The organism is Pantoea sp. EEL5 (assembly GCF_049892805.1).
GTDB classification, from domain to species: domain Bacteria; phylum Pseudomonadota; class Gammaproteobacteria; order Enterobacterales; family Enterobacteriaceae; genus Pantoea; species Pantoea ananatis.
Genome location: NZ_JBNDNJ010000001.1, coordinates 1,610,808 through 1,633,146 on the forward strand (window position 1 = coordinate 1,610,808; position 22,339 = coordinate 1,633,146).

Sequence of the window (22,339 nt, forward strand, 5' to 3'; positions counted from 1 at the left end):
CTCCAGCCTGAGCGTGTAGCGGTACAGCATTAAAGCGTTTCCGCCACCTCGTCGGAGATTTCGCCGTTATGGTAAACCTCCTGCACGTCGTCACAGTCTTCCAGCATATCGATCAGGCGCAGCAGTTTAGGCGCGGTTTCCGCATCCATTTCGGCTTTGGTCGAGGGGATCATGGCCACTTCCGCGGAGTCGGCTTTAAAGCCCGCCGCTTCCAGCGCATCGCGCACCGTGCCCATCTCTTCCCATGCGGTAAACACGTCAATCGCGCCGTCATCGTAACCGACCACGTCTTCTGCGCCCGCTTCCAGCGCCGCTTCCATCACCGCATCTTCGTCATGACCGGGTGCGAAGGAGATTACGCCTTTTTTGCTGAACAGATAGGCGACGGAGCCATCGGTACCCAGGTTGCCACCCGTTTTGGTGAAGGCGTGACGCACTTCGCCCACGGTACGGTTACGGTTGTCGCTCAGGCACTCAATCATAATGGCCGATCCGCCCGGACCGTAACCTTCATAAATGATGGTTTCCATGTTGGAGTCATCTTCGCCACCTACGCCGCGTGCAATGGCACGGTTCATGGTATCGCGCGTCATGTTATTAGACAGCGCTTTATCCATTGCCGCACGCAGGCGCGGGTTGGAGCCCGGATCGCCGCCGCCCAGTTTGGCAGCCGTGACCAGCTCACGAATGATCTTCGTAAAGATTTTACCGCGCTTGGCGTCCTGAGCGGCCTTACGGTGCTTGGTATTCGCCCATTTACTGTGTCCAGCCATGTTGCATTTTCTCCGATCTTTTACTGGGTGCAGGCTATCTTACGTGCGAACGTGTCCCCAGGCCGTGCCCGCAATTCCCACATACAGAAGTACGATCCGTTGCGGTGCGCTGGCGGTGGACACCCTCGCGGCGCCGATTACGCCTGACTGTCGATATTGTTCGGTGCGTTCATTGAAAACCCACCCGATTCATAAAACCTAATGCCTTCGCCACGGGAAAAACGCGCAGCGGCGAGCATTCAGATAAATTCTTCAATCGCCTGGCGATTACTCCAGGATTTCGTGAGGGCAGCGGCGGCGGCGGGATCGAGCCAGCGCGCGGCAAGATGCTCGGTGAGCAGCAGATCACGCTCTGTAGGCAAGGCCAGCCTGAACCAGTGTTCACGGTTGTGCGTCGTGCCCGGCGCATAACGATGACGATAGTGCGGGAAAATCTCAAAGTCGATTTCACGCTGACAGTCTTCAATCGTTAGCTGCTCGGCCTTTACATCAATCCCCAGCTCCTCACCGACTTCTCGCTCGGCCGCCTGCAGCGGACACTCATCCGCTTCCAGGCTGCCGGTGACCGATTGCCAGAAATCCGGGTCGTCACGGCGCTGCAGCATTAACACCCGGCCACTGTCCTGCGCCACAATCACCACTAACACAGAAACCGGATGTTTATACGGCATTACTTCGTCTCAGGCTTGTCTTTCTTGACGACCTGAATGCCTAACTCAAGCAGTGACGCCGGATTCGCTTCGCTTGGTGCTTCCGTCATCATGCAGGCCGCTGCCGTGGTTTTCGGGAACGCAATAACGTCACGAATATTGTCGGTACCGGTTAACAGCATCGTCAGGCGATCCAGACCAAATGCCAGGCCTGCATGCGGCGGCGTGCCGTACTTCAGTGCATCCAGCAGGAAGCCGAACTTCTCACGCTGTTCATGCTCTTCAATGCCCAGAATGCTAAACACGGTCTGCTGCATGTTACCGTTGTGGATACGCACAGATCCGCCGCCGACTTCATAACCGTTGATCACCATGTCGTAAGCATTCGCTACGGCCTGGGTCGGATCGGCTGCCAGCTGTTCCGCACTCATCTCTTTCGGTGCCGTAAACGGATGGTGCATGGCAGCCAGCCCACCTTCGTCATCTTCTTCAAACATCGGGAAGTCGACAACCCACAGCGGCGCCCAGGCTTTGTCGTCGGTGATTTGCAGGTCACGTCCCACTTTCAGGCGCAGTGCGCCCAGCGCATCGGCCACCACTTTGGCACGGTCGGCACCAAAGAAGATGATATCCCCATCCTGCGCGCTCGTGCGGCTGAGGAGGGTTTCAACGATATCGGCATTAAGGAATTTCGCTACCGGGCTCTGTACGCCCTCCAGGCCCTTCGCACGTTCGTTTACCTTCATCCACGCCAGGCCTTTGGCACCGTAAATCTCAACAAATTTGCCGTATTCATCAATCTGCTTACGGCTCAGCTGCGCGCCGCCGGGAACACGCAGCGCGGCAACACGGCCTTTCTCGTCGTTAGCCGGGCCAGAAAACACCTGAAACTCAACGGTTTTCAGCAGGTCGCCCACGTCCACCAGCTCCATGGGATTACGCAGGTCGGGTTTGTCTGAACCGTAGCGATGCATGGCTTCGGCAAAGGTCATCTGCGGAAACTCACCCAGATCCACGCCCTTCACGCTCTGCCAGAGTTCGCGAATCATGCGCTCCATAATTTCACGCACCTGAGGTGCGGTCAGGAAGGAAGTTTCCACATCGATCTGCGTAAATTCGGGCTGACGGTCTGCGCGTAGGTCTTCATCACGGAAACATTTAACAATCTGATAATAGCGATCGAAACCCGACATCATGAGCAACTGTTTAAACAGCTGCGGTGACTGAGGCAGCGCATAAAATTTGCCTTTGTGCACGCGGCTCGGCACCAGGTAATCGCGCGCGCCTTCCGGGGTGGCTTTCGTCAGCATCGGCGTTTCGATATCCAGGAAGCCAGCGTCATCCATAAAACGACGGACAAAACTGGTGATCTTAGCGCGAGTCTTTAAGCGCTCAACCATTTCAGGACGACGCAGATCCAGATAACGGTACTTCAGACGTGCTTCTTCGCTGTTGGTCTGGTTAGAATCCAGAGGCAGCGGTTCAGCACGATTGATGATGTTCAGCGCGTGGGCAAAGACTTCTACGTCACCCGTGGCCATGTCGCTGTTTCTGTTTTTTTCGTCACGGGCACGCACGGTGCCGGTAATCTGGATACAGAATTCGTTACGCAGTTCAGATGCCAGTTGGAAAGCGTCTTGATGATCGGCATCGAAAAAAACCTGTGCGATGCCTTCACGGTCACGCATATCGATAAAAATCAGGCTTCCCAGATCGCGACGACGGTTGACCCAGCCGCAAAGCGTGACTTGCTGACCTACATGAGACAGATTGAGCTGTCCACAATACTCTGTACGCATAACACTATCCTTTTAACTTCGCCGCTGCAGCTGACAGCACCAGGCCGCGTCACCTTGTGGGGTGCTGTCGCAAAAAAGGCCGCTATTATAATGGAAAAAGGCAAACAGGATAAGTGGAGCCACGTTAAAGCGCGGCATTTCCTGTTCGCTTTTCACCTGTTTGCGTCAATATACTGCCTTACAGGATAATTACCATCACACTCAAAGGCGGGAATCAGGCGTGACACTTCGTATTGGTTTGCCACAATGGCATCACGCGCACTGGAAGCGATGGGGAATCGAAACCCTGGCTGACTATGCGCGTTATTTCGGCACGGTGGAAGGCAATACCACATTGTATGCGCTGCCTGATGCGGAAACGGTCCTGCGCTGGCGGGATATGACGCATGACCAGTTTCGTTTCTGTTTTAAATTTCCCAGCAGCATCAGCCATCAGGCCGCCCTGCAAAATACCGACGACTTAGTAACGGATTTTTTTCGCCTGATGGCACCGCTCGCCGACCGCATGGGTCAGTACTGGCTACAGCTGCCCGCCAGCTTTTCCCCTGCGCAACTGAACGATCTCTGGCGCTTTCTGGACAGCCTGCCCACCCATTTCTCTTACGGCGTCGAAGTCCGCCATGCCGCCTTTTTTGCCAAAGGCGAGGCTGAGCGCGCGCTGAATCGCGGCCTGCTGCAGCGCGGCGTCAATCGTGTGGTGCTGGACAGCCGTCCGGTTCATGCCTCAACCTCGCAAAGCCCGGCGGCACTTCACGCCCGCCAGCAAAAGCCTCGCGTTCCGCCCCATGCACTGTTGACCGGGTCGCGCCCCATGATCCGTTTTGTCGGCAGCGACAACCTGGAAGAAAGCCTGCCACTGTTTCAAATCTGGCTGGCCAAGCTGGCCGAATGGCACACGCAAAGTGACCCTCTGGTGTTTATCCACACGCCCGATATGGGACAGGTGTTTCCGCTGGTGCAGGCGCTCTGGCCGGCATTACAAAAAATTGATGCCAGCATCGGTCCCGGACCTGACTGGCCGCAACAGGATTCGCTATTCTGATAGCGATGGGCAGCCTCGCCCCCTCTGGTGATATGAATAAAAAAGGAATCCATGATGATTAGCGCGTTATATGTGGTTATCGGTGCATTACTGATAATGAAGTTCACCCTCAATGTCGTCCGCTTTCGGCGTCAACATCACGTTGCTTTTGGGGATGGCGGTCATCACGACCTGAACAGGGCCATCCGCATTCATGGCAATGCCGTTGAAACCATTCCCCTGGCGCTGCTGCTGCTGATAACGCTTGAGATGAACGGGGCGGATGTCTGGATGGTTCACCTGACGGGCATCGTGTTTTTTGTTGGCCGTTTTTTGCATGCTTATGGCCTGCGTAATGACGTGATGAGTGGACGCAAATACGGCATGATGCTGACCCTGTTTGGCCTGAGTGGAATGGTGATTTTTAACCTCATCTATCTCCCCTGGCAACTGGTGCTCAGCCTGCATTAATGTTGCGGCTTAAAGGGTGCAGGCCGCGGCAGTTTCTGCCAGAATAGCGCCCTTTCCGCCGTCTCTTCGGATTTTCGATATGTCTGATCGCGATCAACTCTTTTCTGCGCCCATTGAAAAACTGGGCGACTGGACCTTTGACGAACGTGTCGCTGAAGTGTTTCCCGACATGATTCAGCGCTCGGTGCCCGGCTATTCCAATATCATTTCGATGATTGGCATGCTGGCAGAACGCTTCGTCCAGCCCAACAGCCAGGTGTTTGACCTGGGCTGCTCACTCGGTGCCGCCACACTTTCGGTGCGTCGTAATATTCACGTGCCAGGCTGCCAGATTATCGCCGTAGACAACTCTCCGGCCATGGTCGAACGTTGCCGCCGCCATATCGATGCCTTTCGCGCCGACACGCCGGTTACCGTGGTGGAAGCGGACATCTGTGACATTGAGATTGAAAATGCCTCTCTGGTGGTGCTCAATTTCACCCTGCAGTTTCTTGAGCCGCCTGCCCGTCTTACGCTGCTCAGTAAAATCTGGCAGGGGCTGAATCCCGGCGGAGCCCTCGTTCTCTCGGAGAAGTTCAGCTTTGAAGATCGTGATGTCGGCGAACTGCTGTTTAACATGCATCATGACTTTAAGCGCGCCAACGGCTACAGCGAACTGGAGATTAGCCAGAAGCGCAGCATGCTGGAAAACGTCATGCTGACCGACAGTGTGGAAGCGCATAAGGCTCGTCTTAAGCAGGCGGGCTTTTCGCACGCTGAATTATGGTTTCAGTGCTTTAATTTTGGTTCGTTGGTGGCATTAAAATGATCGACTTTGGCCGTTTTTATCAGCAAATCGCCGTTGGCCCCCTGGCAAAATGGCTTGACGTGCTGCCTGCACAGATTAGCGACTGGCAGCGGGAGAATCTGCACGGGCACTTCCGTGACTGGTACAAGTCGCTGGAATACTTACCGCTGCTGGAACCCCAGCGGCTGGACCTGCTGAACAGCGTAAGCGCCGATCGGGATGACATCAGCGATCGTCATCGTCAGGGCATTGAGAAACTACTACGCAATTTGATGCCGTGGCGCAAAGGCCCTTATTCCCTGTACGGAACGGAGATTAACACCGAATGGCGTTCTGACTGGAAATGGGAGCGCGTGCTGCCTCATATTTCCTCGCTGGCCGGACGAACCGTGCTGGATGTCGGCTGCGGCAGCGGCTATCACATGTGGCGGATGATCGGTGCGGGTGCGCATCTGGTTGTGGGTATCGATCCCATGCAGCTGTTTTTATGCCAGTTCGAAGCCGTGCGTAAGCTGTTGAATGATGACCGTCGCGCCCATTTACTGCCGCTGGGCATTGAACAACTGCCGGCGCTCCAGGCGTTCGACACGGTCTTTTCGATGGGCGTGCTGTATCATCGCCGTTCCCCCCTTGACCACCTCCTTCAGCTAAAAAATCAGCTGGTCAGCGGCGGCGAGCTGGTACTGGAAACGCTGGTGATCGAAGGCGATGTGAACCAGGTGCTGGTGCCGGGCGAACGCTATGCGCAGATGCGCAACGTCTATTTTATTCCCTCTGCCGAGGCGCTGAAAAGCTGGCTGGAGAAGTGTGGCTTTGTTAACGTGCGCATTGTCGACTTTGCCCTGACCTCGACGGAAGAGCAACGTCGTACCAGCTGGATGACCAGTGAATCACTGGCCGAGTTTCTGGATCCCGACGACAGCAGCAAAACCATTGAAGGTTATCCCGCACCGCTGCGCGCCGTTCTGGTTGCCACCAAACCCTGACCCTCAGCGGCGAGACAGCGCCAGTTTCGCCGCAAAACCAATAAAGACGCAGCCCGTTAAACGGTCCATGATTTTGACTATTCGTGGCCGTTTTAACTGCTCAGCAAAATAGTGGCTGCTGCCGATCAGCACCGTGCTCCATGCCAACCCCACCAGCATGTGCGTCAATGCCATCAGGCTGCACCAGATCGGGACAGAGGCGCCCTGCGGAATGAACTGGGGCAAAAAAGTCACATAGAAAACGCCCACCTTGGGATTCAGCAGATTCCCCAATAATCCACGCGTGAAGCAGGCAAGATGACGTTGCTGAGCCGCGGCCTCGGCATGCATTGACACGCTTTGGGCGCGCGGATGCCACAGCAGCTTAATGCCCAGATAGAGGAGGTAAGCGGCGCCAGCCCACTTCAGCAGGTTATAAGCCATCTCCGACGCCAGCAGCAGCGCGCCTAATCCCAGCCCTACCGCAATGCCCCAGAGCAAACAGCCGGTTGCCACGCCCAGCGCCGTGGCACTGGCACGCTGCCAGCCCTGTGCGGCGGCCGATCGCAGGATCAACGCCGTATCAAAGCCCGGCGTCAGGGTCAAAATAATAATAGCCAGCAGGAAAGAGAGCAACGAAGCCGTCATAAGCGTATCCCCGGTAAACATCCGCTCACAATAACAAGCGGTTTTTTGTCTGTACAGCCAGCAAACCCCCATTAGCTGCTACCCTTTTAAGGGCTTTATCAACGGGCCGATCACGGCCATGATTTATGCAACCAGGAGCAACGTTTATGAAATTTATTTTCTCGTCACCGCGCAAATATGTGCAAGGTGCAGGCGTACTCGATGAACTGGGGAGCTACGTCACCGAACTGGGTACTCAGGCTTTTGTGGTCGCGGACGATGTCGTCTGGGGACTGATCGGTGAACGGGCTCAGGCCACGCTCACAAAGGCGGGCGTGAACGTGGTGCGCCAGCAGTTCAATGGCGAGGCGTCCAGTAATGAAATCACCCGGTTGAGCCAGCAGGCGCAACAGCAGAACTGCAACGTGGTCATCGGGCTGGGCGGCGGTAAAACGCTGGATACCGTTAAGGCAGTGGCTGATGAGATCCAACAACCGGTGGTGATCGTTCCCACGATTGCCTCTACCGATGCGCCCTGTAGCGCACTCTCCGTTATCTATTCTGACAGCGGCGTGTTTGAGAGCTATCGCTTCTACAATAAGAACCCCGATCTGGTGCTGGTGGATACCGCCGTCTGTGCCGCTGCGCCTGCCCGCCTGTTTGCCTCGGGCATTGCGGATGGCCTCGCAACCTGGGTGGAAGCCCAGGCGGTAGCCCGCAGCCATGCCAAATCGATGGTCAATGGCGATCCGACCATTGCCGGGCTAGCCATCGCCCGTGCCTGTGAGGAAACCCTGCTGACCTGGGGTTACAGTGCCTATGTTGCCGTTTCGGAAAAACGCGTGACGCCGGCGGTGGAAGCGGTGGTGGAAGCGAATACCTTGCTGTCGGGCCTGGGATTCGAAAATGCCGGCCTGGCAGCTGCGCACGCCATTCACAATGGTTTTACTGCTATTGAAGGCGATATCCATCATCTCACCCACGGCGAGAAAGTGGCCTACGGTACCTTAACCCAGATGGTGCTGGAGCAGCGTCCGGACGAGGAGATCGCACGCTACATCCGTTTCTATCGCTCGATCAAGATGCCCACCACCCTGAAAGAGATGCATCTGGAGGGCGAAAGCTGGGAAAATCTGGTGAAAATAGGCGCACTGGCAAACAGTGAAGGCGATACGCTGAAAAACCTTAACCCCAACCTGGCACCGGAGCAAATTGCCCATGCGCTGCTGGGGCTGGATGCGTTCAGTCAAACGGTAAAATAACGGCTATTCCGTCACCTCAGCGGGTTTATCCCAGTACTGGTATTTATAGACTGCGCTGAGGTGGCGTTGAATCGTCCCTTTCTCGAACACTTCCGTTTCATTCAGATAACTCAGCGTGCAGTTGCCCTTCTCATCCCAGAACTGGCATTCATCCACGGTGCGCAATGTGCTGACGTCTGTCGTTGCGGTGCCATTCAGGCGCCGTTCCCGCCACTGGTTATCATAGGTGTAGGTATCTTTGCGGCGGGCAGAGGTCGAACGGGTGACCAGACCTTGTGGATTCCACTCATAACGGTATTCCCCGTTGCTGACGGGATCGGTACCTCGCGCAATACTTTTTAGTAAGTGGAAACGTTTATCATAACGGTAAGTCGTATCCGTAAACCCGTCTTTACCCATGCTGATAAATTTATCCGATGCGCTGATGATGTTGCCGTTTTTGCCCTTCTGCCACTGAATGGTGCCCTGACGGTTATCGACCACCACTTCACTGCCCTGCTTGATGACTTTAACCAGATAGGCATATTCCGCAACCCAGCCGTCCTGAACCCGAACCAGGTGCTGTTCCATGCTCAGGATGACGTTACGCTCATTTTTGTCATAGCTGATGTCCGCCACCAGCAGATCGCCACAGCGATCAAACTGCCCCAGTACCCGTTTCTGTGAGTTGACGTCTTTACCAAACTCGCCGGCGATCACCTGACGCACCTGACCTTTGGCACTGCCGCCCAGCAGGATCCAGTTATTGCTGTTGGTCACCGCTTTACTGTATGGCTGACATGAGGCTGCGGCCCAGGCGGTGGGAAAGGAGAATAACGTAATCACAGCGGACAGCAGAACGCATCGCATGGTGTGCACCTCGGACGTCAATGTCGTAAACGGTTTACCCTAAATAGCAGGAACCGACGGATGATGGAAAGCGGAATTCTTCTCTCAGCGCCAGCAGCGACTGAATTCAGCCTCGCGGGCACGACGATAAAGGGCGCTGAAGGAATTTTGGGCAAAAAATACCCCAGCAAATTTACTGGGGTTTGGTACTTGCAAACATCACGTCATCAATCGGCGTGCTGCGCGGCAAAACTGGTCATAAGTCAAGCCACCCGGGCGGTATTCATTTGCATCACACTTTTCATTGCCTCAACGACATCGCCATCGACGCAGTTGCGGCTGAACTCATCAATTTCGGCTTCGGAACACATGGAAACACCCACTTTACGGTAGCGCATCGGGGATGCCACAAGGTGGCTGGCCGAGCTGTGTACCTCGCGAATATCCGCATCCAGAAACTTTTGCAGGTTGCTGAGGCGAACGCCAGCACCGGCCATAATGATTGGACCTGCGCTGTATTCATTAAGTTCCCTCAATAATGCAATTCCGTTTTCCGCGCTTTGTTGCTGGCCAGATGTCAGGATGCGCCTGACGCCAAAATCCGTCAGCACATCAAGCGAACGCTTGGGCCGATGGCACAGATCGAAGGCGCGGTGAAAAGTCACCGCCATCCCGTCGCACAGGGCCATGATTTGTCGCATCTGACTGGCATGGATATTGGCATCTTCATCCAGCATGCCCAGAACGATGCCGGGAAAACCCAGCTCACGGATACGCGCCACGTCTGACTTCATCGTTTCAAATTCACGGCTGGAATAGCAAAAGTCGCCACCGCGAGGGCGAACAATAGGATGCACCGGAACTGAAATGTCACGACGGGCGACCTCCAGCATGCCTGCAGAAGGCGTCAGCCCGCCTTCACGCGGCGCGGCGCAAAGCTCTATGCGATCGGCTCCCGCCTGCTGGGCGGTTAATGCACAATCCACCCCATAGCAACAAATTTCCAGTGTCGTCATTGTCTTCTCCTTTACATGGCTTCCTGTTCACGCCAAATTCGTCAGGTACGCTTATCCCTTAGAACAGTTTACGTGGAAAACTAACTATGACATTCAATTTTGACCAACGGATAGACCGCCGTCACAGTGATAGTCTTAAATGGCACAAATATGCGGGTCAGGATATTCTGCCACTGTGGGTCGCCGATACGGATTTCCGATCGCCTGAGCGTATCATTGAAGCCATTAAAGCCCGCGTTGACCACGGCGTTTTCGGCTATGGCGATAAGCCCCAGGGGTTGATTGCGGCCCTTATCGCCCGCTGTGCATCACGTTATCACTGGCAGGTCGATCCTGAATGGGTTGTTGTCTTGCCCGGCGTTGTCTGCGGCTTAAATCTGTCGGTCCGCGCCTTTACTCAGCCACCGCAAGGTACCGTGGCACCCTTACCGATTTATCCCCCTTTTCGCTCTGCCGCTAAACTGGCGGAACGCGACCAACTGAGTCTGCCATTAATATTACAGGACGGGCGCTGGGTCATGGACCTGAGCGCGGCCGAAGGGAAAATGCAGGACAAAAAGCTGTTGATGCTGTGTAATCCCCAGAATCCTGGCGGTACGGTTTATCGCCGGGAAGAGCTGGAGGCCCAGCTGGCGTTTGCTCAGCAGCACGACCTGATTGTCTGTTCTGACGAAATCCATTGCGACCTGCTGTTAACACAGGGCCTGCAGCACATCCCGTTCGCCTCCCTGAGCGACGATGCCGCGCGGCGCAGCGTCACGCTGCTTTCGCCCTCGAAAACCTTTAACATCGCAGGCCTGGGCGCATCCGTCGCCATCATCCCTGACCCGGCACTGCGTGAACGTTTCAACGCCGTCCGCCAGGGCATCGTTCCCTCGGTTGATATTCTGGCACTGGTGGCCGCAGAGGTTGCCTGGCGCGACAATGATGACTGGCTTGATGCACAGCTGGACTATCTGCGCGGTAATCGTGACTGGCTGGTTGAACAGGTCAATGCGCTCCCCGGACTCTCGATGGTGTCACCAGAAGGCAGCTATCTCGGCTGGATTGATGCCAGCGCATTGCCGGTTGCCAGCCCGGCACTCTATTTTGAAAAGTACGGGCTGGGTTTCTCACCGGGTCGCGATTTTGGCGATGATCGTTTCGTGCGTATCAACTTCGGTTGCCCACGCGCGCTGCTGGAAGAAGCGGCAAAGCGGCTTAAACGCGCGGTTGACGCCCTGGGTTAAGACTGCTCACTGGCCACGATCTCTTCCAGGCTCCACGGGTGAAACTTTATCGTGGTTTCCCCGTCGGTTACTGCGAGGGTAGGATTAGGCAAACGTTCATTTTCCCCTTTTGGCGAGCTGGTCTTGAACGAAATACCGGGTTGGGACAGTGCATGGTCGGACAGCAACGCCATTGCCCGCATCCCAAGCGTTTCTGGCTCGCCCCTTAATACCACTTCCACATGCTCCCAGCCTTCATGGCGATAGCGTTTCTCGCCGGGCCAGGGTAACTCCACCACGTCGATATGCCAGCCGGCAATCTGGAGCGGCTGATGCAGTTTGAACAGGCAGACAGGACGACCATTGATCATCGCTGCCGAAAATTGCTGGCCCATTTTCGCCAGACCCTGCTGCCAACGTTCGGCGGTGGTGTTTTGGTGACAGCGAACCGCGACATGATCGACATCGAGTCCGGCATTATCTAATCCGAGTCGCTGTGAAAAACTTTGTAACCGTTGTTCGAAAGCGGCCAAATCTTCGCGTAAATCGTCCAGTTCTGATGGAAAGGTGGTGCTCACGGTTGCCTCTGCCCCTCTAAAATTTACAGACTTAAATATCGTAACTCATTGTTAGCATTAAATCCTAAACGACATAATGGTGAGATTCATCTTATTTACGTGATTCTTTTCCATTAAAGCAGATAAATTACGCTTTCAATTCAGACTTATCTTCTTTTTAGATCCACCCTTAAGTTGACAAAAACCACCTAACCATCTGTTTAAATTGACGTTAATTAATGCCATAAGACAATTCCCATTTACCGCCAACACGATTGCAGCCGCGTCACCTTTCTTATAAATTTGCATCAATACCATTATAAGGAAAGTTTTTATGACTATGCTCATCGTAGTGGCAACATTGATCGCACTGATGGGATTTGCCCTTGCGCGCCACTGGAAGGTGCGAGATGACAAAAGCGTTAAAAATGCGCGCCGCGCGCGCCGCCGCTAATCCTTTGGGAAACATTCTCAGCTCTGTTTCTCCGCGTTTATCCAGTTACTGACTCAAGCTGACAATTCACGTATACTTTTCCCCTCATTTTTTTCCGTTCTGCCTGGTGATTACTCTGGTTATCGCCTCCGGCAGAATGAGGATGAAGCGCGCTGCGCTGTCAGCGTGCTTTTCTTAGCATATGTAAGGTAACCCGGTGAATATTCAGGCGCTTCTTTCCGCAAAAGTCAGTCAGGCTATGGTGCTGGCTGGTGCTCCCTCCGATTGCGAACCTCAGGTTCGCCAGTCGGCCAAAGTTCAGTTTGGTGATTATCAGGCAAACGGCATCATGGCCGTGGCTAAAAAACTGGGCCAGGCGCCGCGACAATTAGCTGAAACTGTTATTCAACATCTGGATCTTACCGGTATTGCCAGCAAGGTTGAGATTGCCGGACCCGGGTTTATTAACATCTTTCTCGATCGTGGCTGGCTGGCAGAACATGCCAGGAATGCCCTTCAGCATCCGCGACTCGGCGTTGCCTGCGTTGAACCTCAGACTATCGTCGTGGATTACTCTGCCCCGAACGTCGCGAAAGAAATGCACGTCGGCCACGTCCGCTCCACCATTATTGGTGATGCCGCTGTCCGCACTCTGGCGTTTCTGGGCCATAACGTCATCCGTGCCAACCACGTTGGCGACTGGGGAACGCAGTTCGGTATGCTGATAGCTTTCCTTGAGAAACAGCAGAACGAAAACCATGCCGAAATGGCGCTGGCTGACTTAGAAGGGTTTTACCGTGAAGCCAAGCGCACCTACGATGAAGATCCGGAATTTGCTGAGCGCGCACGTCGCTACGTGGTGAAGTTACAAGGCGGCGATGACTACTGCCGTCAGATGTGGAAAAAGCTGGTTGATATCACCATGAGCCAGAACCAGCATATCTATGACCGCCTTAACGTCACGCTGACCCGCAAAGATGTCATGGGCGAGAGCCTTTACAACGACATGCTGCCGGGTATTGTTGCCGACCTCAAAGCGAAAGGGTTAGCCGTTGAGAGCGAAGGTGCGACCGTGGTCTTTCTGGATGAATACCAGAATAAAGAAGGTGAGCCTATGGGCGTCATCATTCAGAAGAAAGACGGCGGCTATCTTTACACCACTACCGATATTGCCTGCGCCAAATACCGCTACGAAACGCTGCATGCCGATCGGGTGATTTATTACATCGACTCGCGCCAGCATCAGCATTTACAGCAGGCGTGGACCATCGTGCGTAAAGCCGGTTATGTGCCTGAATCTGTGCCGCTTGAGCACCATGCATTTGGCATGATGCTGGGTAAAGACGGTCGTCCGTTTAAGACCCGCAGCGGCGGCACCATCAAACTTTCGGATCTACTGGATGAAGCTTACGATCGTGCTTACTCGCTGGTCAGCGAAAAAAACCCGGAGATGAGCGAAGAAGAGCGGCGTGCACTTGCGGAAGTCGTCGGCGTCAGCGCTGTAAAATATGCCGATCTGTCAAAGAGCCGCACCACGGATTATATCTTTGACTGGGACAACATGCTGGCGTTTGAAGGTAACACCGCGCCTTATATGCAGTACGCTTACACGCGTGTCCTGTCGGTATTCCGTAAGGCCGGTATTGAAGCCGACGCGATTCAGGCCGACATCACCCTGACGGACGATCGTGAAGCCCTGCTGGCTACACGCCTACTGCAGTTTGAAGAAGTCATTACTCAGGTTGCCCGTGACGGCACGCCGCATGTGATGTGTGCGTACCTCTATGACGTGGCTGGCCTGTTCTCCGGCTTCTACGAGCATTGCCCGATTCTGGCGGCCGAAGATGAAGCGACCCGTCAGAGCCGGTTACAGATTGCTGCCCTGACCGCCAAAACCCTGAAACTGGGGCTGGACACGCTGGGTATCAAAACCGTCGATCGCATGTAACCTCTTCAGGCGCTGAGTGCCCACCGTGGCCCGGCGCCTGCCTTCGCTGCCTTCCCCGCCGCCGCGTCATGATTTCCGCGACCGTTGTTTTCGCCGCCTGCTCTGCCCACGATATGAATCGGCCCGCTATCGCCTGAAAACCAGACATCATGATGCATAGCAACGGACAAACTGGCCCATGCAGCCATAATGTCCTGTTTATCTGCGTAAGATCATGGGGTTATTCCTTTCTTATGCGCGCGCTCTACTATAAGCCCGCATTTCATCAGGTCTTGACCTGTTAACGAGAAAGGAAACAAAGTTGATGATTAAAAAAGCGTTTGCCGAATTCATCGGCACATTCTGGTTAGTCTTGGCGGGTTGTGGAAGCGCCCTGCTGGCGGCAACCTTTCCGCAAACCGGGATTGGCTTTGCCGGAGTGGCTCTGGCTTTCGGCCTTGCCGTGCTGACGATGGCTTTTGCTGTGGGTCATCTTTCGGGCGGCCATTTTAATCCTGCCGTCACGCTGGGTTTATGGGCGGGCGGCCGTATCGGATATCAGGCCATTTTGCCCTATATCATTATGCAGGTCGCGGGCGGTATCGCGGCGGCGGCCGTGCTGTATGTGATTGCAAGTGGTCAGTCTGATTTTGATGCCACCACCAGCGGGTTCGCGGCTAACGGCTTTGGCGAACACTCCCCCGGGGGCTACAGCCTTTGTGCCGCAGTGGTCACTGAACTGGTACTCAGCGCCTTTTTCCTGATCATTATTCAGGGGGCGACCGATAAACGCGCGCCTGCGGGTTTCGCGCCCATCGCCATTGGCCTGGCCTTAACGCTCATTCATTTAATTAGCATCCCCGTGACCAATACGTCGGTAAACCCGGCGCGCAGTACGGCGATGGCGCTGTTCCAGGGAACCTGGGCCTTGCAGCAGCTGTGGGTGTTCTGGCTGGTGCCGATGGTGGGCGGTGTGGCTGGCGGGTTGATCTCTCGTTTTTTGCTGCGAAGCACAGACTGATTTAATGCGAAAATGACTTCATTATGCAGACCGGCAGCGATCGTGCACGCCTGCACGATCGCTGCCGGTCTGTCTTAACAATGAAATAATCAGGCTTACTGGTAATTAACCGTCACGTCTGTACTGACCACTTTCAGCCCGGGCGGTAAGCTGCCGCTTCCAGCGAAACCAAACACCATATGCAATGTTTCATCCGCGGTCACGCCGGTCAGACCCCGCGTCGCGCCGTTGGCACCGTCCAGTTCGGTACAGCGCTGCGCCGCACAAAGCCGGACCTGCAGGCCCGATGGCGCAGGCCGGGTGAGCTGATAGCGCCAGTTCACCACGGTCATTGCCCCTTTTACGTCGCCCGGCGGCGTTAAGGGCTGTGAGGATTGCCAGCTACCGCGATTGGCCATCAGCGGGCCCGCCGCGCTGGCGCTCCAGGCGCCGTCAGCGGCCTGGGCAGACAGCGGCAGGAGCAGTGCAAACAGCATCATCGATCTCATTGTTTGCCTCCGATGGTGGCGGTCATGCGAATCTGACGATTGTCGCTTAATTCCATGTTGGACAGCACCACCAGCTGCGGCATGTTGCGACGCAGGAAGCGCGCCAGTAACGCACGTAATGGATGGTTTACCAGTAAGACCGGCGGCGCGCCCATCATCTCCTGACGCTGTAAGGCTTCCTGCGTCTGGGCCAGCAGACGATCGGCAAGCCCCGGCTCCAGTCCACCACCGCCCTGCAGAGCCTGCAGTAACAGGCGTTCCAGCGTAGCATCCAGGCCAATAACCTGAACTTCACCGTTGCCCGGGAACCATTGTTGGGTGATTGCACGACCCAACGCGACACGCACCACGCTGGTCAACTCCTGCGGATCGCTTTGAACCGGCGCGTGCTCTGCCAGCGTTTCAATGATGGTGCGCATGTCGCGAATAGAGACGCGCTCCACCAGCAGGTTTTGCAGCACTTTATGCAGGGTTGTCAGGGTAATGACGCCCGGCACCAGATCTTCAGTCAGTTTAGGCATTTCAGACGAGACGCGATCCAGCAGCTGTTGCGCCTCCTGGCGACCAAACAGCTCGCTGGCATACTGACCAATCAGATGATTAAGATGGGTTGCCACCACCGTACTGGCTTCGACCACGGTAAAGCCCTGGATCTGGGCCTGCTCTTTCAGCGCGCCATCAATCCACACGGCCGCCAGGCCAAACGCCGGATCGACGGTGGCTTCACCCGGCAAGGTGCCCGCTGCGGTGCCGGGGTTAATCGCCATCCAGCGCCCCGGATACGCGTCACCACTGCCAATTTCTACGCCCTTCATCAAAATGCGATAGCGGGCCGGCGGTAATTCCATATTGTCACGGATATGCACCACCGGTGGCAGGAAGCCGACGTCCTGCGCCACCTTCTTACGGATACTGCGGATACGCCCCAGCAGTTCACCGTTTTGATTATGATCGACCATCGGAATCAGGCGATAGCCCACTTCCATTCCCAGGGTATCTTCCAGCTGAACATCGGTCCAGGACGCTTCGGCCGATGCGGGTGTTTCCATAGATTTGGTGAGGCTGCTGGGTGATTCGACACTCTTTTTCGGCTGCATTTCGCGGCCACGTAACCACCATGCCAGCCCCAGTAAGGCCGCCGTAAACAGCAGGAAAACGAAGTTCGGCATGCCCGGCACCAGGCCCAGCAAACCGATTACGCCGCCGCTCAGCATCAGTACGCGAGGATCTTTAAACAGCTGGCCAACCATCTGCTCGCCGACGTCCTGATCGGTTGCCACGCGCGTCACAATAACACCCGCCGCAGTCGAGATAACCAGCGCCGGGATCTGAGCAACCAGACCATCACCGATAGTCAGCAACGTATAGGTTTCTGCCGCATGTCCTGCATCCATGCCGTGCTGCACGATACCGACCAACAGCCCGCCAATCACGTTGATTACCATGATCAAAATGCCGGCGATGGCATCACCACGTACGAACTTACTGGCACCGTCCATTGAACCGTAGAAGTCGGCTTCCTGGGTGACTTCAGCACGGCGGCGTTTCGCTTCATCTTCACCGATCAGACCGGCATTCAGGTCGGCGTCGATGGCCATCTGCTTACCGGGCATCCCGTCAAGAACAAAGCGCGCGCCCACTTCAGCGATACGGCCGGCACCTTTGGTGATAACCATAAAGTTGATAATCACCAGGATGATAAACACCACAATACCGATGGCAAAGTTGCCCCCGACCAGGAAGTGGCCAAAGGCTTCCACCACCCGTCCGGCGGCGGCGGCCCCGGTGTGGCCGTCCAGTAAAATGATACGGGTTGAGGCAACGTTAAGCGCCAGGCGCAGCAAGGTCGAAAACAGCAGGATGGTTGGAAACGCCGCAAACTCCAGCGTGCGCTGGGTAAACATCGCCACCAGCAGCACCATGATCGACAAGGCGATGTTGAAGGTGAACAACAGATCAAGGATGAATGGCGGTAACGGCAGAACCATCATCGATAAAATCATGATGATCAGTACCGGGCCAGCAAGCACCTGCCACTGCATATCTTTGAAGTTGCCCGGTAGGCGTAATTTAGCGGCCAGATTAGCCATCGTTTGTGTTCTCTCCTGCAAAGTCCATCTCTGCCGGGACCGGCAGGTCTTTAGGTTTTACCGGGATCAGGCCACCTTCGCGCTTCCAGCGACGTAGCTGCCAGACCCAGGCCAGCACTTCCGCGACGGCGCCATAGAGCGCACCCGGAATGTGTTGTCCAATTTCAGTATGTCGGTACAGCGCACGCGCCAGTGGCGGCGCTTCCAGAACCGGAATACGGTGTTCCGCGCCCAGTTCACGAATGCGTAAGGCAATATCCCCTGCGCCCTTGGCGATGACCTTCGGCGCGCTCATCTTTTTCTCGTTATATTGCAAGGCAACCGAGTAGTGCGTTGGGTTGGTGACGATAACATCGGCTTTGGGAACATCGGCCATCATGCGACGTCGGGCGGCTGCGCGCATCTGCTGGCGGATGCGCCCTTTCACGTGCGGATCACCCTCTTGCTGTTTATGTTCATCACGAATTTCCTGACGCGACATGCGCAGCTTTTTAAAATGGCTGTACAGTTGCCAGAAAACGTCATAGCCCACCATGGGGATCAACCCGAGCATGACCAGCGAGCAGCAGATGGCAATCATATCCATGCCGTGAATCAGTGCCGTTGTCGGTGATTCGGCAATCAGACGCAGCATATCGGGCCAGTGGCTCCAGACGTACCAGCCTGCAACACAACCGACCAGAATAGTCTTCAGGATGCCTTTAAACAGTTCGGTCCAGGCCTGAGCGGCAAACATACGCTTTAAACCAGACAGCGGGTTCAGTTTGCCAAAATCGACCTTAATGGATTTTCCACTGATCACCACGCCGCCCAGCAGCATTGGCGAGGCAATCGCGACCAGAACCAGCCCGCCCAGCAGCGGGAGCAGCGCCGCAATGGCCTGCATAATCAGATTGCCCACATGCGCAATGATGATTTTGTCATCGGTCACCATGGCATGGTCAAATCGTAATCCGGTTGACACCATCGCGGCCAGCCGGTGGGCCATCATGGCACCGCCGACCCATAAAATCATGATGCCGGCTAACAGCATCAGTAATGAGGTCAACTCGCGCGAACGCGGAATCTGGCCTTCTTCACGTGCTTTCTCAAGTCGGTGGGCCGTGGGCGATTCTGTTTTTTCTTCGTCGCTATTTTCTGACACCACAAACCTCGGTTGGCAGGAATTCTGAGCATAGAATGCCAAATTTGGGTTTGGTTAAAGCGTGGATAAAACGTGAAAAATGCGCGCTCTTTCACGGATGGCAAAAGAGAAAAGAGAAGTGGCCTGTCAGAAACAGGCCATCTTAGAAGGGGCGGCAATCGCCAACCGTTAACGGATCGGCGATGACCAGACAGACTCGCGGTTAGAAACCCAGGCTGTCCAGCAGGTCATCAACCTGGTCCTGATTCGCTACGACGCCTGGCGCAGCGGCATTGACCTGAGGTCCGTTAAGCAGCGTGGTGCCAACCTGACGTTTCTCGGCGCTCACTTCTGGCATGTTTTCCAGCAGCACCATCAACAGCTGGCGCTCGATTTCCTGGATCACATCCATCATGCGCTTGATGACCTGACCAGTAAGGTCCTGGAAATCCTGCGCCATCATGATGTCGAGCAACTGCTTGTTAGTAAAAGAGGTGTGCGTAGGCACTTCCCCTAAATACTCACGCGTATCCGTCACCAGCTCCCGCGCGTCGGCAAGTTCAATTGGATTTTCAAACCACGCATCCCAGCGTCCTTTCAGCGCAATCGCGCCCGCTTCCATTTTGTCCTGGTGCGGTTGCGCTGCTTCGACGCTGTTCAGCGCCCTGTCGGCCGCCTGAGCGGTCTTTTGCACTACATAGTCCAGACGGTCGCGGGCGTCAGGAATGGCTTCAGCAGCTTCTGCAATGGCCTGATCCAGCCCCAGCTCACGCAGACTGTCACGCAGCATGCGGGTCAGTGAACCGATGCGGGAAATGATATCGTGTGCCGCGGCTTGCTCAGCTGATTTCGGAAGGTCGCTCATCACATCTCCTTACATACCCAGTTTTTCGAAAATTTTGCCCAGCTTTTCTTCAAGCGTGGCTGCAGTAAACGGCTTGACTACATAGCCGCTTGCACCCGCCTGAGCGGCAGCAATAATGTTTTCTTTCTTCGCTTCTGCCGTCACCATTAAAACTGGCAGGCTCGCCATGGCAGCATCGGCACGAATAGTCTGCAGCAGTTGCAGGCCATCCATATTTGGCATATTCCAGTCAGAGATAACGAAATCGAAACCACCTGCTTTCAGTTTGCCTAGCGCATCAACGCCGTCTTCCGCTTCTTCTACGTTATTGAAACCAAGCTCTTTCAGCAGGTTACGTACAATACGACGCATCGTATTGAAGTCGTCCACTACCAAAAAGCGCATGTTTTTATCAGCCATATCTACTCCTGTGTTATCTCGCCCGGCAGGACGGGCCTGGTTATATACGCAATGCCTGTCCGGCGCTAATTTTCGCCAGCATGTGCTGGCTGATGTTGCTTAAATCTACTACTTCGCTCACGCCGCCGCTGGCTATCGCCTCGCGTGGCATGCCAAAAACGACACAACTTGCTTCATTTTGCGCGATGGTCCAGGCGCCGGCACGATGCATTTCCAGCATGCCTGCTGCCCCATCGTTACCCATACCGGTCAGGATGACGCCGACGGCATTACGCCCGGCGTTAATCGCAACCGATTTAAACAAGACATCCACTGAAGGTTTATGCCGGTTAACCGGGGGGCCTTCATTCAGCTTCACCACGTAGTTCGCTCCGCTGCGCCCCAGTTCCATGTGCATTGCGCCAGGCGCAATGTAGGCATGGCCGGGAAGAATACGCTCGCCATCTTCCGCTTCTTTCACCGTGATCTGACACAGCTTGTTCAGCCGCTCGGCAAAAGATCGGGTAAAGCCCGGTGGCATATGTTGCGTAATCAGCAGTGCCGGACTGGTGGCCGGTAACGGCTGTAAAACGTGGCGAATCGCCTCTGTGCCACCGGTTGATGAACCAATGGCAATCAACTTTTCACTACTCAGCAACGGGCCGGCTTTCAGCGTGACCGGCGCGGGCATAACGTTACGAACATGCAGGCGCGCCCGGGCCGCCGCGCGAATTTTGTCGCCAATCATCTGGCTGTAGGCCAGCATGCCTTCACGAATGCCTAGCTGCGGCTTCGTCACGAAATCGATCGCACCTAACTCCAGCGCGCGCAGCGTGATTTCTGAGCCCTGTCCGGTCAGGGATGACACCATGACCACGGGCATGGGCCGTAAACGCATCAGTTTTTCAAGAAAGTCCAGGCCGTCCATGCGCGGCATTTCAACATCCAGCGTTAACACCTGCGGATTAAACTGTTTAATCAGATCGCGTGCCACTAACGGATCCGGGGCCGTAGCCACCATTTCCATATCAGGATGACTGTTGATGATTTCGGTCATCAGTTGCCGCATCAGCGCAGAGTCGTCTACGCACATCACGGTAATTTTGCTCATCATCTTTCCTTCGTCAGTCCATACACGGTTTGCCCACGCAGCCAAAACTCTTTACTAATCTGGCTGAAGTTCTCTGAGTGTCCGGCAAAGAGAATGCCGCCGGGCTTAAGCAGAGGAACAAAACGACGTAGAATTTTTTCTTGTGTTTCTTTATCGAAATAGATCATTACGTTGCGGCAGAAGATCGCATCGAACGGTCCCGGTAAGGCCCAGTCATTTGCCAGCAGGTTAAGCTGGGTATAGTTCACCATGTTCGCCAGTTCGGAACGGACACGAACCATGCCAGCATGTGGACCTGTACCGCGTAAAAAGAAACGCTGTAACTGCGCGGGCGACAGCGTACGCAGCTCTTCCTGGCGGTAAACGCCCGCCACGGCTTTCTCCAAAACCTGGGTATCGATATCGCTGGCATGTACCTGGAATTTACCCGGTCCCATGCCTAAGGTTTCAGCCAACGTAATCGCGATAGAGTAAGGTTCTTCGCCGGTGGACGCTGCCGTACTCCAGACGCTAAAATTTCCCTGACGTTTACGTGCATGCTCCGCAAGGATTGGAAAATGATGCGCCTCGCGGAAAAACGCTGTCAGGTTAGTGGTTAACGCATTAATAAACGCCTGCCACTCAGCACTGTTTGGATCATTTTCCAGCAGGGCCAGATAGCGACCAAAATCATCGATATTCAGCGTGCGCAGACGACGAACCAGACGGTTGTAAACCATCTCGCGCTTGTGATCGGCCAGCACGATACCCGCACGCTGATAGATGAGCTGGCTGATACGGCGAAAATGGGTATCGGACAGGGGCAGACGCTGCACCATTTGTGACAGCAGCGTCGTCGCTTCCGGTTGATCTAATAACGTCGATTTCTTCATCTTTGCACCTGGCCTGAACTAAACCTGTTGAACATCTGCTGCTACGCCCAACCGCGTCTCAGCGGCT

General features: G+C 55.2%; 22 protein-coding genes. 8 read left to right on the forward strand and 14 right to left on the reverse strand.

What is annotated here, in order from left to right; translation table 11 throughout:
• Window positions 1-29: 29 nt before the first annotated feature.
• The 3 genes from ACPXSQ_RS07695 to aspS all read right to left on the reverse strand — a co-directional run bounded on the left by ACPXSQ_RS07695 (window position 30) and on the right by aspS (window position 3,222).
• Window positions 30-773 carry a YebC/PmpR family DNA-binding transcriptional regulator gene (locus ACPXSQ_RS07695; protein ID WP_013026080.1) on the reverse strand — a complete coding sequence of 248 codons (744 nt, stop codon included), beginning with the start codon at window positions 771-773 and terminating at the stop codon, window positions 30-32.
• Between the two features lie 239 nt (window positions 774-1,012).
• Window positions 1,013-1,444 (reverse strand): dihydroneopterin triphosphate diphosphatase, encoded by a 432-nt coding sequence (nudB, locus tag ACPXSQ_RS07700; protein WP_013026082.1) that lies wholly within the window; start codon window positions 1,442-1,444, stop codon window positions 1,013-1,015.
• Window positions 1,444-3,222 carry an aspartate--tRNA ligase gene (aspS, locus tag ACPXSQ_RS07705; protein ID WP_024472105.1) on the reverse strand — a complete coding sequence of 593 codons (1,779 nt, stop codon included), beginning with the start codon at window positions 3,220-3,222 and terminating at the stop codon, window positions 1,444-1,446. Before aspS ends, nudB begins: the two co-directional genes overlap by 1 nt.
• Window positions 3,223-3,442: 220 nt before the next feature.
• Between aspS and ACPXSQ_RS07710 the strand changes: the two genes are divergently transcribed.
• The 4 genes from ACPXSQ_RS07710 to cmoB all read left to right on the forward strand — a co-directional run bounded on the left by ACPXSQ_RS07710 (window position 3,443) and on the right by cmoB (window position 6,487).
• Window positions 3,443-4,264 (forward strand): DUF72 domain-containing protein, encoded by an 822-nt coding sequence (locus ACPXSQ_RS07710; RefSeq protein ID WP_014605671.1) that lies wholly within the window; start codon window positions 3,443-3,445, stop codon window positions 4,262-4,264.
• 54 nt (window positions 4,265-4,318) lie between these two features.
• Window positions 4,319-4,714 (forward strand): MAPEG family protein, encoded by a 396-nt coding sequence (locus ACPXSQ_RS07715; protein WP_028715237.1) that lies wholly within the window; start codon window positions 4,319-4,321, stop codon window positions 4,712-4,714.
• Window positions 4,715-4,793: 79 nt separating this feature from the next.
• A complete protein-coding gene (gene cmoA, locus ACPXSQ_RS07720) occupies window positions 4,794-5,522 on the forward strand; it encodes a carboxy-S-adenosyl-L-methionine synthase CmoA (protein WP_014593893.1) in 729 nt (242 codons plus the stop codon).
• Window positions 5,519-6,487 carry a tRNA 5-methoxyuridine(34)/uridine 5-oxyacetic acid(34) synthase CmoB gene (cmoB, locus tag ACPXSQ_RS07725; protein ID WP_024472103.1) on the forward strand — a complete coding sequence of 323 codons (969 nt, stop codon included), beginning with the start codon at window positions 5,519-5,521 and terminating at the stop codon, window positions 6,485-6,487. The genes cmoA and cmoB overlap by 4 nt, the downstream gene beginning before the upstream one ends.
• 3 nt (window positions 6,488-6,490) lie before the next feature.
• Here the strand turns inward: cmoB and ACPXSQ_RS07730 are convergent, their stop codons facing one another.
• Window positions 6,491-7,114, reverse strand: coding sequence for a LysE family translocator (locus ACPXSQ_RS07730; protein WP_033770444.1), 624 nt, complete (start codon window positions 7,112-7,114; stop codon window positions 6,491-6,493).
• A gap of 146 nt (window positions 7,115-7,260) precedes the next feature.
• Here ACPXSQ_RS07730 and ACPXSQ_RS07735 point away from each other — a divergent pair, with 146 nt between their 5' ends.
• Complete coding sequence (locus ACPXSQ_RS07735; protein WP_014605667.1) at window positions 7,261-8,355, forward strand: glycerol dehydrogenase; 1,095 nt, start codon at window positions 7,261-7,263, stop codon at window positions 8,353-8,355.
• 3 nt (window positions 8,356-8,358) lie between these two features.
• Here ACPXSQ_RS07735 and ACPXSQ_RS07740 read toward each other — a convergent pair whose 3' ends face one another.
• Both ACPXSQ_RS07740 and cutC read right to left on the reverse strand, forming a co-directional pair.
• Window positions 8,359-9,204: a hypothetical protein gene (locus tag ACPXSQ_RS07740; RefSeq protein WP_014605666.1), complete on the reverse strand. Its 846-nt coding sequence runs from the start codon at window positions 9,202-9,204 to the stop codon at window positions 8,359-8,361.
• Between the two features lie 242 nt (window positions 9,205-9,446).
• Window positions 9,447-10,199, reverse strand: coding sequence for a copper homeostasis protein CutC (gene cutC / locus ACPXSQ_RS07745; RefSeq protein ID WP_013026092.1), 753 nt, complete (start codon window positions 10,197-10,199; stop codon window positions 9,447-9,449).
• An 86-nt stretch (window positions 10,200-10,285) separates the two neighbouring features.
• Between cutC and ACPXSQ_RS07750 the strand changes: the two genes are divergently transcribed.
• A complete protein-coding gene (locus ACPXSQ_RS07750) occupies window positions 10,286-11,428 on the forward strand; it encodes a MalY/PatB family protein (RefSeq protein ID WP_013026093.1) in 1,143 nt (380 codons plus the stop codon).
• On the opposite strand, the gene ACPXSQ_RS07755 is transcribed toward ACPXSQ_RS07750, so the two are convergent.
• Window positions 11,425-11,985, reverse strand: a complete 561-nt coding sequence (locus tag ACPXSQ_RS07755; RefSeq protein ID WP_013026094.1) for a VOC family protein — start codon at window positions 11,983-11,985, stop codon at window positions 11,425-11,427. The two genes, ACPXSQ_RS07750 and ACPXSQ_RS07755, sit on opposite strands and share 4 nt — an antisense overlap.
• 629 nt (window positions 11,986-12,614) lie before the next feature.
• Between ACPXSQ_RS07755 and argS the strand changes: the two genes are divergently transcribed.
• Window positions 12,615-14,345 (forward strand): arginine--tRNA ligase, encoded by a 1,731-nt coding sequence (argS, locus tag ACPXSQ_RS07760; protein ID WP_013026095.1) that lies wholly within the window; start codon window positions 12,615-12,617, stop codon window positions 14,343-14,345.
• Between the two features lie 304 nt (window positions 14,346-14,649).
• The gene (gene aqpZ / locus ACPXSQ_RS07765; protein WP_022623264.1) at window positions 14,650-15,345 is read left to right on the forward strand and encodes an aquaporin Z; all 696 of its coding nucleotides are present in this window, start codon (window positions 14,650-14,652) and stop codon (window positions 15,343-15,345) included.
• Window positions 15,346-15,440: 95 nt separating this feature from the next.
• Here aqpZ and flhE read toward each other — a convergent pair whose 3' ends face one another.
• From flhE to cheR, 7 genes are all read right to left on the reverse strand, one after another.
• Window positions 15,441-15,833: a flagellar protein FlhE gene (flhE, locus tag ACPXSQ_RS07770; protein WP_013026097.1), complete on the reverse strand. Its 393-nt coding sequence runs from the start codon at window positions 15,831-15,833 to the stop codon at window positions 15,441-15,443.
• Complete coding sequence (flhA, locus tag ACPXSQ_RS07775) at window positions 15,830-17,923, reverse strand: flagellar biosynthesis protein FlhA (protein WP_014593902.1); 2,094 nt, start codon at window positions 17,921-17,923, stop codon at window positions 15,830-15,832. The genes flhE and flhA overlap by 4 nt, the downstream gene beginning before the upstream one ends.
• Window positions 17,916-19,067: a flagellar biosynthesis protein FlhB gene (gene flhB / locus ACPXSQ_RS07780; RefSeq protein ID WP_014605661.1), complete on the reverse strand. Its 1,152-nt coding sequence runs from the start codon at window positions 19,065-19,067 to the stop codon at window positions 17,916-17,918. The genes flhA and flhB overlap by 8 nt, the downstream gene beginning before the upstream one ends.
• Window positions 19,068-19,269: 202 nt before the next feature.
• On the reverse strand, window positions 19,270-19,911 hold the full coding sequence (gene cheZ / locus ACPXSQ_RS07785) for a protein phosphatase CheZ (protein ID WP_014593904.1): 642 nt from the start codon (window positions 19,909-19,911) through the stop codon (window positions 19,270-19,272).
• A gap of 9 nt (window positions 19,912-19,920) precedes the next feature.
• Window positions 19,921-20,310, reverse strand: a complete 390-nt coding sequence (cheY, locus tag ACPXSQ_RS07790; protein ID WP_013026101.1) for a chemotaxis response regulator CheY — start codon at window positions 20,308-20,310, stop codon at window positions 19,921-19,923.
• 40 nt (window positions 20,311-20,350) lie between these two features.
• Window positions 20,351-21,400: a protein-glutamate methylesterase/protein-glutamine glutaminase gene (locus ACPXSQ_RS07795; protein ID WP_014605660.1), complete on the reverse strand. Its 1,050-nt coding sequence runs from the start codon at window positions 21,398-21,400 to the stop codon at window positions 20,351-20,353.
• Window positions 21,400-22,272, reverse strand: a complete 873-nt coding sequence (cheR, locus tag ACPXSQ_RS07800; protein WP_013026103.1) for a protein-glutamate O-methyltransferase CheR — start codon at window positions 22,270-22,272, stop codon at window positions 21,400-21,402. Before cheR ends, ACPXSQ_RS07795 begins: the two co-directional genes overlap by 1 nt.
• Window positions 22,273-22,339: the final 67 nt, after the last annotated feature.

What these genes read in the sequence shown, in the direction of transcription:
- cheR (WP_013026103.1), bottom strand. Translation starts at nt 22,272, where the DNA reads ATGAAGAAATCGACGTTATTAGATCAACCGGAAGCGACGACGCTGCTG.
- nudB (WP_013026082.1), bottom strand. Translation starts at nt 1,444, where the DNA reads ATGCCGTATAAACATCCGGTTTCTGTGTTAGTGGTGATTGTGGCGCAG.
- ACPXSQ_RS07740 (WP_014605666.1), bottom strand. Translation starts at nt 9,204, where the DNA reads ATGCGATGCGTTCTGCTGTCCGCTGTGATTACGTTATTCTCCTTTCCC.
- flhA (WP_014593902.1), bottom strand. Translation starts at nt 17,923, where the DNA reads ATGGCTAATCTGGCCGCTAAATTACGCCTACCGGGCAACTTCAAAGAT.
- ACPXSQ_RS07735 (WP_014605667.1), top strand. Translation starts at nt 7,261, where the DNA reads ATGAAATTTATTTTCTCGTCACCGCGCAAATATGTGCAAGGTGCAGGC.
- ACPXSQ_RS07750 (WP_013026093.1), top strand. Translation starts at nt 10,286, where the DNA reads ATGACATTCAATTTTGACCAACGGATAGACCGCCGTCACAGTGATAGT.
- aspS (WP_024472105.1), bottom strand. Translation starts at nt 3,222, where the DNA reads ATGCGTACAGAGTATTGTGGACAGCTCAATCTGTCTCATGTAGGTCAG.
- cutC (WP_013026092.1), bottom strand. Translation starts at nt 10,199, where the DNA reads ATGACGACACTGGAAATTTGTTGCTATGGGGTGGATTGTGCATTAACC.
- cheY (WP_013026101.1), bottom strand. Translation starts at nt 20,310, where the DNA reads ATGGCTGATAAAAACATGCGCTTTTTGGTAGTGGACGACTTCAATACG.
- ACPXSQ_RS07795 (WP_014605660.1), bottom strand. Translation starts at nt 21,400, where the DNA reads ATGAGCAAAATTACCGTGATGTGCGTAGACGACTCTGCGCTGATGCGG.
- flhE (WP_013026097.1), bottom strand. Translation starts at nt 15,833, where the DNA reads ATGAGATCGATGATGCTGTTTGCACTGCTCCTGCCGCTGTCTGCCCAG.
- cheZ (WP_014593904.1), bottom strand. Translation starts at nt 19,911, where the DNA reads ATGAGCGACCTTCCGAAATCAGCTGAGCAAGCCGCGGCACACGATATC.
- aqpZ (WP_022623264.1), top strand. Translation starts at nt 14,650, where the DNA reads ATGATTAAAAAAGCGTTTGCCGAATTCATCGGCACATTCTGGTTAGTC.
- cmoB (WP_024472103.1), top strand. Translation starts at nt 5,519, where the DNA reads ATGATCGACTTTGGCCGTTTTTATCAGCAAATCGCCGTTGGCCCCCTG.
- ACPXSQ_RS07715 (WP_028715237.1), top strand. Translation starts at nt 4,319, where the DNA reads ATGATTAGCGCGTTATATGTGGTTATCGGTGCATTACTGATAATGAAG.
- ACPXSQ_RS07730 (WP_033770444.1), bottom strand. Translation starts at nt 7,114, where the DNA reads ATGACGGCTTCGTTGCTCTCTTTCCTGCTGGCTATTATTATTTTGACC.
- ACPXSQ_RS07695 (WP_013026080.1), bottom strand. Translation starts at nt 773, where the DNA reads ATGGCTGGACACAGTAAATGGGCGAATACCAAGCACCGTAAGGCCGCT.
- cmoA (WP_014593893.1), top strand. Translation starts at nt 4,794, where the DNA reads ATGTCTGATCGCGATCAACTCTTTTCTGCGCCCATTGAAAAACTGGGC.